The sequence below is a fragment of the Achromobacter pulmonis genome (genome assembly GCF_021733725.1).
GTDB classification, from domain to species: Bacteria; Pseudomonadota; Gammaproteobacteria; order Burkholderiales; family Burkholderiaceae_B; genus Achromobacter; species Achromobacter pulmonis.
On sequence record NZ_JAIFOT010000001.1, the window covers coordinates 3,911,652 to 3,923,451 of the forward strand.

At 67.9% G+C, this 11,800-nt stretch carries 14 protein-coding genes; 10 read left to right on the forward strand and 4 right to left on the reverse strand.

Annotation, left to right across the window (positions count from 1 at the left end; translation table 11 throughout):
- The first annotated feature begins 42 nt into the window (after window positions 1-42).
- From K2W61_RS17980 to K2W61_RS18000, 5 genes are all read left to right on the forward strand, one after another.
- Window positions 43-1,377, forward strand: a complete 1,335-nt coding sequence (locus tag K2W61_RS17980) for a hypothetical protein (RefSeq protein WP_175135697.1) — start codon at window positions 43-45, stop codon at window positions 1,375-1,377.
- The gene (locus tag K2W61_RS17985) at window positions 1,377-2,186 is read left to right on the forward strand and encodes an alpha/beta fold hydrolase (RefSeq protein ID WP_236756236.1); all 810 of its coding nucleotides are present in this window, start codon (window positions 1,377-1,379) and stop codon (window positions 2,184-2,186) included. Before K2W61_RS17980 ends, K2W61_RS17985 begins: the two co-directional genes overlap by 1 nt.
- Window positions 2,187-2,259: 73 nt before the next feature.
- Entirely contained in the window at window positions 2,260-3,405 is a 1,146-nt protein-coding gene (locus K2W61_RS17990; protein ID WP_175135699.1) for an aromatic ring-hydroxylating oxygenase subunit alpha, read from the forward strand.
- A gap of 13 nt (window positions 3,406-3,418) precedes the next feature.
- Entirely contained in the window at window positions 3,419-4,030 is a 612-nt protein-coding gene (locus tag K2W61_RS17995; protein WP_175135700.1) for a LysE family translocator, read from the forward strand.
- Window positions 4,031-4,038: 8 nt separating this feature from the next.
- Window positions 4,039-4,935, forward strand: coding sequence for an alpha/beta hydrolase (locus tag K2W61_RS18000; protein ID WP_175140551.1), 897 nt, complete (start codon window positions 4,039-4,041; stop codon window positions 4,933-4,935).
- A gap of 12 nt (window positions 4,936-4,947) precedes the next feature.
- Here the strand turns inward: K2W61_RS18000 and K2W61_RS18005 are convergent, their stop codons facing one another.
- Entirely contained in the window at window positions 4,948-5,763 is an 816-nt protein-coding gene (locus K2W61_RS18005) for a sulfite exporter TauE/SafE family protein (protein ID WP_175135702.1), read from the reverse strand.
- Between the two features lie 103 nt (window positions 5,764-5,866).
- Here K2W61_RS18005 and K2W61_RS18010 point away from each other — a divergent pair, with 103 nt between their 5' ends.
- The gene (locus K2W61_RS18010) at window positions 5,867-6,637 is read left to right on the forward strand and encodes an AraC family transcriptional regulator (protein ID WP_175135703.1); all 771 of its coding nucleotides are present in this window, start codon (window positions 5,867-5,869) and stop codon (window positions 6,635-6,637) included.
- 25 nt (window positions 6,638-6,662) lie between these two features.
- On the opposite strand, the gene trhA is transcribed toward K2W61_RS18010, so the two are convergent.
- Window positions 6,663-7,316: a PAQR family membrane homeostasis protein TrhA gene (trhA, locus tag K2W61_RS18015; protein WP_236756238.1), complete on the reverse strand. Its 654-nt coding sequence runs from the start codon at window positions 7,314-7,316 to the stop codon at window positions 6,663-6,665.
- 272 nt (window positions 7,317-7,588) lie between these two features.
- Between trhA and K2W61_RS18020 the strand changes: the two genes are divergently transcribed.
- From K2W61_RS18020 to K2W61_RS18030, 3 genes are all read left to right on the forward strand, one after another.
- Window positions 7,589-7,771, forward strand: a complete 183-nt coding sequence (locus K2W61_RS18020; RefSeq protein ID WP_175135705.1) for a hypothetical protein — start codon at window positions 7,589-7,591, stop codon at window positions 7,769-7,771.
- 110 nt (window positions 7,772-7,881) lie between these two features.
- The gene (locus K2W61_RS18025) at window positions 7,882-8,952 is read left to right on the forward strand and encodes an extracellular catalytic domain type 1 short-chain-length polyhydroxyalkanoate depolymerase (protein ID WP_236756240.1); all 1,071 of its coding nucleotides are present in this window, start codon (window positions 7,882-7,884) and stop codon (window positions 8,950-8,952) included.
- A gap of 156 nt (window positions 8,953-9,108) precedes the next feature.
- Window positions 9,109-9,621, forward strand: a complete 513-nt coding sequence (locus K2W61_RS18030) for a DUF1993 domain-containing protein (RefSeq protein ID WP_175135707.1) — start codon at window positions 9,109-9,111, stop codon at window positions 9,619-9,621.
- Window positions 9,622-9,668: 47 nt separating this feature from the next.
- On the opposite strand, the gene K2W61_RS18035 is transcribed toward K2W61_RS18030, so the two are convergent.
- Together K2W61_RS18035 and K2W61_RS18040 are read right to left on the reverse strand one after the other, a co-directional pair.
- Window positions 9,669-10,172 (reverse strand): VOC family protein, encoded by a 504-nt coding sequence (locus K2W61_RS18035; protein ID WP_175135708.1) that lies wholly within the window; start codon window positions 10,170-10,172, stop codon window positions 9,669-9,671.
- Window positions 10,173-10,296: 124 nt separating this feature from the next.
- Window positions 10,297-10,668 (reverse strand): DUF1428 domain-containing protein, encoded by a 372-nt coding sequence (locus K2W61_RS18040; RefSeq protein ID WP_175135709.1) that lies wholly within the window; start codon window positions 10,666-10,668, stop codon window positions 10,297-10,299.
- A 148-nt stretch (window positions 10,669-10,816) separates the two neighbouring features.
- On the opposite strand from K2W61_RS18040, the gene K2W61_RS18045 reads away from it, so the two are divergent.
- Window positions 10,817-11,791, forward strand: coding sequence for a GlxA family transcriptional regulator (locus K2W61_RS18045; protein ID WP_175135710.1), 975 nt, complete (start codon window positions 10,817-10,819; stop codon window positions 11,789-11,791).
- Window positions 11,792-11,800: the final 9 nt, after the last annotated feature.

Sequence of the window (11,800 nt, forward strand, 5' to 3'; positions counted from 1 at the left end):
CGGCGTTCTCAAACCGATTTCCACGACCCGTGGAGGATTTGAATGACTACCCTCGAATTGCAAGAGCAACCGCAAACCGCCGCGCCGCAAGCAGCCCAGGGCACCGGCATCTGGCAGAAGACCGGCACCTTCCTGAACGAGGCGGCCGGCGTGCACGCCCGCCATCTGGTGCGCGTGCTGGACCGCTACACGGTCGATGCGGCCGCCGTGGCCTCGCGCCTGCCGCCCAACCGCGTCCTGAACACCTGCTGCTTCTATCCCGAGCACCAGCCCACCCAGGTCATCCAGATGAATGTGGATGCCGATCTGGCCAGCAAGCTGCGGCGCGAGCTGCGCCTGCAGGCCAAGGTGGCGGGCAGCTTCTCGGACACGTCGGTGGGTACGTATTTCCCGCTGTCGACCATGTTCGAGAACAGCGCCCTGTTCATTCCCTCGGCCAAGCGCTTCTATGACGACAACCAGGACAAGGTCATGGAGCACTTCCCGCAGGCGGCCACCACCGTGGTCAACGCCTTCGTGGTGCCGGCGGGCAAGAAGCCCTATGGCACCCATTCGGCCAGCGGCATCGCCCTGCAGATCCCGTCGCTGGTCAAGAAGGGGCTGGGCTTTCCCAAGCATTACAAGAGCTTCCACACCGCCCTGACGCCCACGCCGATCACGCGCCAGCCGTTCGTCATCTTCGAGGACGCCGAGGTCGAAGCGCCCAACCTGAATTTCGTCTACATGAAGATGCTGGACATGGACCTGGAGCCCGAGGAAAAGGCGGCCATCGACAAGGCCCTGTACCTGTACACCGAAGGACTGCTGTCGGAAATCGACCTGCCCACGGTGCGCGACTTCCTGATGGCCAAGTATTGGGAGAAGAAATACGCCGACAAGCCCTCGTCCGGGTGGTTCTGCGATTCCAAGGTGGGTCAGGCGCTGTTCTTCGACAACTATCGGGCGCACGCCGACAGCACCTTGCCGCAGGCCACCGAGGACCGCGTCACCATCGACTTCCGCTGCTTCTCCAAGGTGGAGTATCCGGCCGGTATGACCAGCGGGCTGGACTTCATCGTCGATCCCAAGGAACGCGCCTACCAGACCAAGCGCAAGCGCGCCGGCATCGAGTTCCTGCTGACCGCGCTGGGTTACCACGATATCGACGAGTTCCTGAAGATGATCTTCGGCTCGCCCTACGGCCACATCAATCCGTTCGAGCTGCTGACCGACCTGCAGTTCGGCGTCTACAACAAGACCCGCCATCATCTGCTCGACCAGAACCTGGACGCGCACTACGAGCGGGTCGAACGCCTGTACGAGCAGATCGAGCGGGACGGCGAATATGTGTTGCCGGAGCGGGCGCGCCAGTGCCTGGCGGCGATGGCGGGGAGCTGATGATGGCGGATACCGCGCAAGACCCGGCCTTCGCGGCCATCCTGGAAAAGTACTGCGCCATCACGCGGGTGCCGTATGACGCTTTCACCCGCGCGTTCCTGGGGCGCTGCCAATCGTTCTCGGTCAAGGCCAATGGCGCCGTCTACAAGTACTACCGACGCGGCGCCGGGCCGACCGTGGTGCTGGCGCACGGCATCCACAGCCACCTGGGCAGCATGGTGCCGCTGGCCGAACAATTGCTGGACCTGGGCTACGAAGTGGTGCTGTTCGACATGCCGGCGCATGGCGAGGCCGCCGGCAGCGGCACCGACCCGGTGCAGGTGCGCGACTTCATCCGCAAGGTCTGCGCCCGGCTGGGCGAGATCCACGCGGTGGTCAGCCATTCGCTGGGGGGCTTGTGGGCGCTGTCGGCCATGCATCAGGGGTTCCGCGCCGACGCCTTTGTCTCGATCGCGACGCCGTCGAGCACGCGCTTCCTGGTAGAGAAGTTCGTGCAGCTCAACCAGCTCGACAGCGATATCGAGGCCCGGTTGTGCGCCGAGCTGGAGCGGCGCCATGGCGCCGCGTTGTGGACCGACTATGCGCCGCGCCATATCGTCGGCACGCTGGACCTGCCCGGCCTGGTGATCCACGGCGCGCGGGACGACTTCGTGCCGCCGGCGCACGCGCAGGAACTGGCCGATGCGTGGCCCCAAGCCACGCTGGAGATCGTCGATGGCGCGGGCCATTTCGAGATCCTGGGCCTGGGCGCCGTCGGCAAGCGGGTCGGGGCCTATCTGCGCGAGGTGCCGGTGGCCGCCGCGGCATGAGCGGCTCGCCCCGGCGCCGGCGGGCCGGGGCTTTTTTTCCATAAAACGCTTTTGACAGGACTTGGGATCACAGATGAAACACGCAACGCAAGTCGAAACCCTGCGGAAGATGTTCAAACTGCGCGAAGTGGACCGCGACGAAGACATGCTGGGCCGGGTGGTGCAGGTGCCGGCCAGCGTCTATATGGACGAGGGCGTGCTGCAGCGCGAACTCGACACGGCTTTCCGCGACTATCCGCTGGTGGTGGGCGCGTCGACCCAGGTGCGCGAACCCGGGTCATATCTGCTCAGTCCCTGGGACCGGCTGCCGTTCGTGGTGGTGCGCGACAAGGGCGGCGCGCTGCGCGCCTTCCTGAACGTGTGCCGTCATCGCGGCGCGCGCCTGGTGTCCGGCAACGAGACGGAACTGAAGTTCTTCACCTGTCCGTTTCACGGCTGGGTCTATGGCCTGGACGGCGAGCTGAAGGGCGTGACCAAGCCCTATAACTTTCCCGATCTGGACTGCCAGCAGCACAAGCTGGTGGAGCTGACCGTGACCGAGCACATGGGGCTGGTCTGGCTGCATCCCACGCCGGGCGCCAGCATCGATCTGGATGCCAGCCTGGGCGCCGACATGAGCGAGGAGATCGCCGGCTTCAAGCTCGACGAGCTGGTCCTGCACAGCCGCAAGGTCAGCACCCTGAACGCCAACTGGAAGCTGCTGCTCAAGACCTACCTGGAGCGCTACCACGTGCCGATCCTGCACAAGCACACCATCGGCCCGGTGTTCGAGAAAGGGGTGATCGCGCATTTCGAGCACGGCCTGCACATCCGCATCGCCGCGGCCAAGACCAACCTGATGGAGGCGGCCGCCAACGATCCGCAGTCCTGGCGCATCCTGGACTACGCCTCGGTGTTCTACACGCTGTTCCCCAATACCTTTCTCATCAACCACGCCAATATCGTGTCGCTCAATTCCTTCTATCCGATCGCGCCCGACAAGACCATCTGGACCCACGACATGCTCTACCGCGAGGCCGACTATGCCGGCGAGGAAGGGCAGGCGACGCTGGCACAGCGCTTCGGCAACATCGACGCGGTGTTCCACCGCGAGGACTTCGGCATTGTCGAAGGGGTGCAGGCCGGGCTGCGCTGCGGCGCCAATCCGCAGCACACGCTGGGGCTGGAGGAAGGGTTGCTGGGCATGTTCCAGCACAACATTGACCGCGTGACCGGCTGACGGAGCGGTTGCCATGACCGGCATCGACTGGGTCTTCGTGTCCGGCATCGCCGCCATTCTGCTGACCCCCGGCCCCACCAACACCTTGCTGGCCGCGGCCGGGCTGGCGCGCGGCTGGCGCTGCTGCGCGCCGCTGGTGGGGGCCGAACTGGCGGGCTATCTGGCCGGCATCAGCGCCTGGGGCCTGTTCCTGGCCTCGGTCCAGCCGGCCTATCCGTGGATCGGCATCCTGGTGCGCGTGGCCAGCAGCGCGTACCTGGCCTATGTGGCCGTGAAGGTCTGGTGCTCCGCGGGCCTGGACCTGGCGGGAGGCCGCCAACCGATCGGCGCGGGGGCCTTGTTCGTCGCCACCCTGCTCAATCCCAAGGGACTGGTGTTCGCCTCCGCATGGTTTCCGGCGCGTGCCTTTGAGCACATGCCGGCCTATCTGACGGCGCTGGCGCAGTTCAGTTGCGTGCTGGTGCCGATCGCCTTCATCTGGGTCCGGTTCGGCGCGGCATTGGCGGGGCGTCGCGCCGGCGTGATCAACCCCGCAAGACTGCAACGCGCCGCCGCGCTGGTAATCGGGGTATTCTCTGTATCGATTGTTGGGTCCGCCGTTCGCTTGTCTCTGCTACCAGGATAAAACAACGTATGACGACTGAAAACAAGCTCTCCGCCGTTGCCGCCGCCGATACGGGCGCCGCGCGCAAGCCGCGCAAGAAGCCCATCGCCGCCCGGGCCATCGGCGCCGTGTTCGGCATTGCCGGCACCGTGGCGCCGGGCGCCACCGCCAAGGTGGTGCAGAAGCTGCTGTTCACGCCGGCGCGGCTCAAGCCGTCCGAGCCTGGACGCAGCGTACTGGCCCAGGCGCGCGCCGAACCGCATCAGATCGACGGCCAGACCGTTTATTACTACGCCTGGGGCGACAGCGGCCCGCGCGTGCTGCTGGTGCACGGCTGGGGCGGCGATGCCGCGCAGATGACGGCCTATGTCGAGCCGCTGCGCCAGCGCGGCTACCAGGTCGTCGCCATCGATATGCCGGCGCATGGGCGTTCGAGCGGCAAGCAGGCCTCGGTGCGCCACTTCGAGCCCTGCGTGGCCCATGCGGCCCAGGCCTTTGGGCCGTTCCACGGCGTGATCGCGCATTCGCTGGGCGCGGCCGCCGTCACCTTCGCCCTGTCGCGCGGCTTTGGCGCCGAACGCGCGGTGTTCCTGGGCCCGGTCAGCCGCTATGACAGCGTCTGGGACTATTCGCGGCGCATGATGAACCTGCCGCCCAAGGTCATGCCGCTGGTGCTCCAGCGCGCGCAGGACTGGCTCGGCATCACCTTTCCCGAAATGGAACCGGCGCGGCTGGCGCCGGCCATGGCGACGCCGCTGTTGATCATGCACGACCGCGGCGACCGCGAGAGTCCCTACGAAGACGCCGCGGTGCTGGCCCAGGCTTGGCCGGGCGCCGAACTGGTGACCACCGAGAAGCTGGGCCACACCCGCGCGTTGCGCGATCCGGCGCGGGTGGCGCAGGTGGTGGACTTTATCGCGCAATAGGGCGGCGCCGCGCTACGCCAGCACCAGGCTCAGCAACACCAGCGCCAGCAGGGCCACGTAGACCCGCGCGTGCAGCCGGTCGGGAATGCGCGGGATCCACGGCGCCGCCAGCCGGATGCCCGCCAGCGCGCCGAGCGCCAGCGTGGCGAAGGCCAGCAGGTCGACATAACCGATGATCCAGGGCGCCAGCGGCGCTGGCAACGTGCGCGCCGCCGCCATGTAGGCGAGCGTGCCGACCAGGGCTACCGGCAGCGTCAGCGGATTGGCCATGGCCGCGGCCTTGGCCATGGGCAGGCCGCGGCGGCGCAGCAGCGGCACCGTCATCACGCTGCCTCCCACGCCCAGGAACGTGGCGACCACGCCGATCACCACGCCGCCACCGACTACCACGCCCCGGCCCAGCGGGCGCGCCGCCTGAGCCTGTGGGCGCGCCATGAAGCCCTGGCGCAACAGGCAATCGAGCAGGGTGACGGCCAGGTAGGCGATGAAGGCGTCGCGCACCAGCTCGCCGCTGGCGCGGGTGGCGGCCCAGGCGCCCAGCAGCGCGCCGGCGGCAATGAAGGCCGCCAGCGGCCAGACATAGGCGCGCACCAGGTTGCCGGCGCGCAGGTGCCGGCGGGTCGCGGCCAGCGAGTTGACGATCATCACGCAGGTCGAGGTCGCCACCGCGATATGCATCGCCGCCTGGCCGATGGGGTCATCGGCGCCGTGCGTGGCGCGCAGCACGCCATACAGCACCGGCACCACCACGAAGCCGCCACCGAAGCCGAACAGCACGGTGGTCACGCCGCTCAAGGCCCCGAACAGCGCCAGAGTCACATACAGCATCGCAAACATCCTTGGAGGGGAAAACGCCACGATAGGATGGCGCGCGCTGGCTGGCTTTCGAGGATTGGACAATAATGTTCGTGTTTCGGCCAAACCCGCCGCCATGCGCAATACCCACATCGACCCGCACGACCGCCTCGACCGCGCCGTGGTCGCCATCGGCAACGACTATGCGCCCGGCGCCTTGCTGCCGGCGCATACGCACCGCCGCGCGCAGCTGTTATACGGCGCCACCGGTGTCATGCACGTGGCCACGCGCGACGGCAACTGGGTGGTGCCGCCGCAGCGCGCGGTGTGGATTCCCGCCGGCGTGGCGCATCAGGTGCGCATGCAGGACGTCAGCACCCGCAGCGCCTATATCGAGCCGGGCGCGGCGCGCGCCGGCGCGCGCGTCTGCGAAGTGGTCGAGGTCTCGCCATTGCTGCGCCAGTTGCTGCTGGCGGCGGTGGACATGCCGGCGCGCTACGACCGCGCCGGCCGCGACGGCGCGCTGGCCGCGCTGCTGCTGCACGAGGTGACGCGCGCGCCGGTGCTGCCGCTGCACATCCCGCTGCCGCGCGACAAGCGCCTGGCGCCGCTGTGCCGCGCCTTCCTGGCCGCGCCCGACGTGCGCCAGTCGCCGCTGGCCTGGGCCGCGCGCCTGCACATGAGCCCGCGCACGTTCAGCCGCCATTTCCGCCAGCAGACCGGCATGGCGTTCGCGGCCTGGCGCCAGCGCGCCTGCGTGGTGCTGGCATTGGCGCGGCTGGCCGCAGGCACGCCGGTCACGGCGATCGCGCTGGATTTCGGCTATCAGAGTCCGGCGGCCTTCTCGACCATGTTCCGGCGCGTGTTGGGACGGCCGCCCACGGGGTACCTGCAAGCGACCCACTGAGCGCCGGCCGCGGCGCGGCTCGCCCTCAGGCGGCGCCGGCGCCGTACCACAGCACGGCGAAGAAATGACAGGCCGTGCCGCCGAGCACGAACAGATGCCAGACGAAGTGGCTGTATCGCCAGCGGTTGTCGCACACGAAAAACACCACCCCGCCGGTATAGGCCAGACCGCCCGCCACCAGCCACCACAGGCCGCCTTCGGGCACCGCCTGCAGCAAGGGCTTGACTGCGATCACCACCAGCCAGCCCATGGCCAGGTAGAGCCCGGTGGAGATGGCCGGCCGGTCCAGGCGCTTGCTGACTTTCAGGCCCACGCCCAGCAGCGCCAGCCCCCAGACCAGCGCGAACAGCGTCCAGCCCCAGGGCCCGCGCAAGGCGCCGAGCGCGAACGGCGTGTAGGTGCCGGCGATCAGCAGATAGATGGCCGAATGGTCGAGCAGGTTGAACAGGCGCTTGGCGCGGTTGTCGGGCAGCGCGTGGTAGAGCGTCGAGGCCAGGTACAGCAGGCACATGCTGGCGGCGAACACGGCGGTGCCGGCAATGAAGGCGGCATCGCCGCGGCGCGTGGCGGCGACGATCAGGATCGGGGCCGCGGCCAGCGCGCCGGCCGCGCCCAGTCCATGACTGATGGTATTGGCGATTTCCTCGCCCGGGGTCTGGCGGCGGTCGTTCGGGAACATGGCTTGTCGCGGCCTGCAATGAACATGGAACCTGGGATTGCAACCTTAAGGTTTTTGCGCGGCCGCCTCAAGCCGCCGCCAGGGCGCGGGGCGGAAACGCTTGATCTGTGGCAAACCCGGGCCAGGTTGGTTTGCGCGAAAAGCTGCGGGGACAAGTTACTGTGTGATACATTTCACACGCTCAATCAGCCGCCCGCAGAGGCGGCGCGACGCGTTATCGAAGGGCAACGCATCCGGCGGGCCCGCACAGACTCTCAAGGGGAGGCGCTTCTATGATTCCGGCAATCGGCCTGATGGTTGGGGCATACATCGTCACGCGCATGACCGCGACACTGACGCAACCCGGCACCAGCAAGGTCGTCAAAGTCCTTGCCATCATCACGATCGTGGTGGCGCTGGTGTCCTGCCTGGAGCTGCTGACCAGCAGCGCGGCGATTTCCTCCGGCCGTTTCTGAGCCGGACTGCTCCAGGTGTCCGCCCGCAGGCGGGTGCCAGCGGGCCGCGCTGCGGCCAGGCACCTGCCAAATGCCGCCGTGGAGTCACACAGCGTTTACAGGCCCAAACCATGGCGCGCAGTTTCGCTCATCTGTTTTTCAATGCCGCGAAGAAGCTGGGCAGGATCCAGCGCGCGGCATTGCGCATGGCAGCGCCCCAGCAGGCCCGCCAGCGCGCCGCGTCGGCGCGCCAGGCCGCCGCGCGGCGTGGCGCGGTCCATCCCGCCGGCGCGGGCGCGCCCAACCTGGGCGGCGGCCGCTGGGAGGCCACGCGGCAATTTTCCGACGCCCATGGCCGGCGCCTGAGCTTCGCCCGCTATACCCCGCCAGCGGCGCCGCGCCAGGGCATGCCGCTGGTGGTGATGCTGCACGGCTGCCGCCAGACCGCGCTGGCCTTCGCGCGCGGCTCGCGCATGAATCAATGGGCCGACGCCGGCGGCTTCATGGTGCTGTATCCGCAGCAGTCCATGACGCGCCAGGTGCAGCGCTGCTGGCGCTGGTTTCAGCCCGACGCGCAGCACGGCGGCGGCGAGGCCGATCTGATCGCCGCGCTGATTCGCGCCGAGGTCGCGCGGCACGGGCTCGATCCGCAGCGCGTCTACATCGCCGGCCTGTCGGCGGGCGCCGGCATGGCGGCGCTGGTGGCGCTGCGCCATCCGGCGCTGATCGCGGCGCTGGCCATGCATTCGGGACCGGTGGTGGGCGATGCGCACACCGCCGCGGCCGGGCTGCACGCCATGCGGCGCGGCTCGCTCAAGCCGGTGCTGCCGTTGCTACGGGACGTGGCCGATGCGGCGGTGTTCCGGCTGGGCATGCCCGCCATGATCCTGCAGGGGCAGATGGATCCGGCGGTGGCGCCGCGCAACGCCCGGCAGTTGTTCGAGCAGTTCCGCGCCGTCAATGGCCTGGCCGAGGACGAACCGACGGTCGAGCGGGTGCTGGGCCTGGGCACCGAAAGAGCCTACCGGCGCGTCGACATGCTGCGCAACCGCAAGGCGGTATTGCGCCTGTGCGAGATCAGCCGCATCGAACATGCCTGGAGCGGCGGCGACGCCGCGGTGCGCTACCACGCGCGCGGCGGCCCCGATGCGTCGGCGCTGATCTGGCGTTTCTTCCAGGGGCATCGGCGCCTGCCGGCGTAAGGGCCGGCCAGGGCGCGATTGGTCGGAAAAAATATATGCACATGTCGCCATGGCCGCCCGCCGCGCCTGCCGTGGCGGCGCTAACATCGCGTCATGTGCGGTGATCCGGCGCCACCTCAGGGGCCGGCCGGCAATGCTTTTTCGGAACTGATCATCATGTCCCTGTCCTTGTACCAGGCCTCGGTGCCTGTCTTCATCCGCGGCCTGAGCGTGCTGGCCGCGCTGCTGGAAAAAGGCGCGGCCCACGCGGCCGCCAACGGCATCGATCCGGCCACGCTGGTCAACGCCCGGCTGGCGCCCGATATGTATCCGCTGTCGGGCCAGGTGCAACGCGCCAGCGATGCGTCCAAGTTCGCCGTGCAGCGCCTGTCGCTGGTCGAGTCGCCCAAATTCCCCGACGAGGAAACCACCTTCGAGCAACTGCAAAAGCGCGTGGCCGACACCATCGCCTATCTGCGCGCAGTGCCGGCCAGCGCGCTCGATGGCGCCGAAGCGCGCAGCATCACGCTCAGCTTCGGTGAATTCAAGCCGCAATTCCAGGGCGACGCCTATCTGCTGACGTTCGCGCTGCCCAACTTCTACTTCCACGTCACCACCGCCTACGACATCCTGCGCCACGTCGGCGTGCCGATCGGCAAGCTGGATTTCCTGGGCCCGTATCCGGGCTGACCGGCGCGGCGGGGCGCGCGCCCGCCCTGGCCGGCGGGCGCTGGCGTTCAGCCCGGTTTGTTGGCCGGATCGCCGCAGCCTTCCATCGGACCCATCTTGGCCATGTTCGCCTGGATTTCCTCGGGCGTCAGGTCTTCCTTGTGGGTGGCGATGGACCAGCGGTGGCCGAACGGGTCCACTACCTGGCCATAGCGGTCGCCCCAGAACATGTCGGCCGCCGGCAGGGTGACCTGGGCGCCGGCCGCCACCGCCTGCTGCATCGCGGCATCGACATCCTGCACGTACAGGTGCAGCGTCACCGGCGTGCCCTTGAGCGCCTTGGGCCCCAGGCTGCCCCACTCGGGAAAATCGTCCATCAGCATCATCACCGAATCGCCGATGCGGATGGCCGCGTGCATGATCTTGCCGCCGGGGCCGGGCAGGCGCGCCAGTTCCTGCGCGTCGAAGGCCTTGCGATAGAACGCAATGGCGTCCGAGGCGCCTTCGCACACGATGTGCGGGGTCAAGGTGTGCATGCCGTCGGGAATCGCCTGCTTTGCGGGGGTAGCCATGATGTGTCTCCGAAAATCCTGGATGAAGGTTGGGTCTTGGGGGAGGGCGGCGCGCCAACCAGCCTGCCCGTCCTTTCCCACGACGAATGGCGGCCGCCGCAATCGACAGGCCGCCTCGTTTTTTTTACTGGGGGCGGGCGGTTTTGCCGACCAGCGTGGCAAAGCCGCCCCAGCACATGCGCTTGAAGTCGAACACGCCTTCGCACGACATGCTGTTCAGGCGCGGATCGGCCATGACCTTGGCATTGATGCGGTCGCGTTCCGCCTTGCTGGCGAACGCGATCCACGAGAACACCACGGTCTCGCCCGCGCGCGCGCCGGCCGCGGCGCTGAACGAAGCGAAGCCCTCGCCGTCGATGTCGTCCGCCACGCATTCGCGGAACTCCAGCGCGCCGTGTTCCAGCCAGATCGAGCCGGCCAGCTCGGCCATTTTGCGATAGGCCTCGATGTTGGCCTGGGGCACGCTCAACAGGTAACCGTCTATGTACTGTTCCATCTGATGCTCCTTGACTTCGTGTTGTTGTGTGGACCGGCGCGGAACCCGCATTCGCGCGTCGGCAGATGTCACTGTATCGGGATCGGCGGCGCTTTCAGATAGGCGTTTGCGACATTCTTGAGGGTGGATTGCGACAGGCCGCAAGCGTATGCTTGGCGGCATGAAAAACATCGCCTTTCTGCTGCCCAGCGGCGCCAACATTGCTTCGCTGGAAACCGCCCGGCACGGCTTCCTGGTGGCCAATGAATACCTGGCCGCGCAGGGCCGGCCGCCGCGCTTCAATGTGCGCACGCTGGCCGCCACGCGTCAGGTCAGCCTGGATGAAGGCCGCATCACGGTGCAGGCCGACCTGGTGCTGGACGAAGCGCGCGATATCGACATCTGCATTGCGCCGCCGTTGCTGGGCGCGGTGTCCGACGCGGTGCTGTCCAATCGCGAATTGATCGCCTGGCTGGCCCGCCATTACCGTGGCGGCGGCGAAGTCGCCAGCCTGTGCCTGGGCGCGGCGCTGCTGGCCGCCGGCGGCCTGCTCGATGGCCAGCAGGCGGTGGTGCATTGGGCGGCGCGCAACCTGTACGCCAGCATGTTCCCGTCGGTGGACTGGAGCTGCGACCGCGTGGTCCAGTCCGGCAACGGCATCTACACCAGCGGCGGCGCTTTCTCGGCCGCGCACCTGGTGCTGCACCTGATCGAGAAATACACCGACCGCGACACCGCCATCTGGTGCGCCAAGTACTTCCAGCTCGATTGGAGCCGCCAGAGCCAGCTGCCGTTCTCGGTGTTCATGGGCCACAAGTCACACGCCGACCAGGTGGTGCGCGCGGTGCAGGAGTACATCGAAAGCCGCTACACCGAGAAGATCACGGTCGAGGACCTGGCCGACCGCCACGCCCTGGGCCGCCGCACGCTGGAACGGCGCTTTCGCCAGGCCACCGGCAACAGCATCGTCGAATACGTGCAGCGGGTGCGCGTCGAGGCCGCCAAGAAGCGCCTCGAAAGTTCGCGCAAGAGCGTGGCCGAGGTGATGTACGAGGTCGGCTACAACGACACCAAGGCCTTTCGCGACCTTTTCAACAAGTATTGCGGCATGTCGCCGGTGGGCTATCGCGAACGCTACCAGTAGCGCCCGCCC

Coding starts and splice junctions, on each gene's coding strand:
- K2W61_RS18035 (WP_175135708.1), bottom strand. CDS start 10,172: ATGGCTACCCCCGCAAAGCAGGCGATTCCCGACGGCATGCACACCTTG.
- K2W61_RS18045 (WP_175135710.1), top strand. CDS start 10,817: ATGCTTGGCGGCATGAAAAACATCGCCTTTCTGCTGCCCAGCGGCGCC.
- K2W61_RS18025 (WP_236756240.1), top strand. CDS start 7,882: ATGGCGCGCAGTTTCGCTCATCTGTTTTTCAATGCCGCGAAGAAGCTG.
- K2W61_RS18005 (WP_175135702.1), bottom strand. CDS start 5,763: ATGCTGTATGTGACTCTGGCGCTGTTCGGGGCCTTGAGCGGCGTGACC.
- K2W61_RS17995 (WP_175135700.1), top strand. CDS start 3,419: ATGACCGGCATCGACTGGGTCTTCGTGTCCGGCATCGCCGCCATTCTG.
- K2W61_RS17980 (WP_175135697.1), top strand. CDS start 43: ATGACTACCCTCGAATTGCAAGAGCAACCGCAAACCGCCGCGCCGCAA.
- K2W61_RS18030 (WP_175135707.1), top strand. CDS start 9,109: ATGTCCCTGTCCTTGTACCAGGCCTCGGTGCCTGTCTTCATCCGCGGC.
- K2W61_RS17985 (WP_236756236.1), top strand. CDS start 1,377: ATGATGGCGGATACCGCGCAAGACCCGGCCTTCGCGGCCATCCTGGAA.
- K2W61_RS17990 (WP_175135699.1), top strand. CDS start 2,260: ATGAAACACGCAACGCAAGTCGAAACCCTGCGGAAGATGTTCAAACTG.
- trhA (WP_236756238.1), bottom strand. CDS start 7,316: ATGTTCCCGAACGACCGCCGCCAGACCCCGGGCGAGGAAATCGCCAAT.
- K2W61_RS18000 (WP_175140551.1), top strand. CDS start 4,039: ATGACGACTGAAAACAAGCTCTCCGCCGTTGCCGCCGCCGATACGGGC.
- K2W61_RS18010 (WP_175135703.1), top strand. CDS start 5,867: ATGCGCAATACCCACATCGACCCGCACGACCGCCTCGACCGCGCCGTG.
- K2W61_RS18020 (WP_175135705.1), top strand. CDS start 7,589: ATGATTCCGGCAATCGGCCTGATGGTTGGGGCATACATCGTCACGCGC.
- K2W61_RS18040 (WP_175135709.1), bottom strand. CDS start 10,668: ATGGAACAGTACATAGACGGTTACCTGTTGAGCGTGCCCCAGGCCAAC.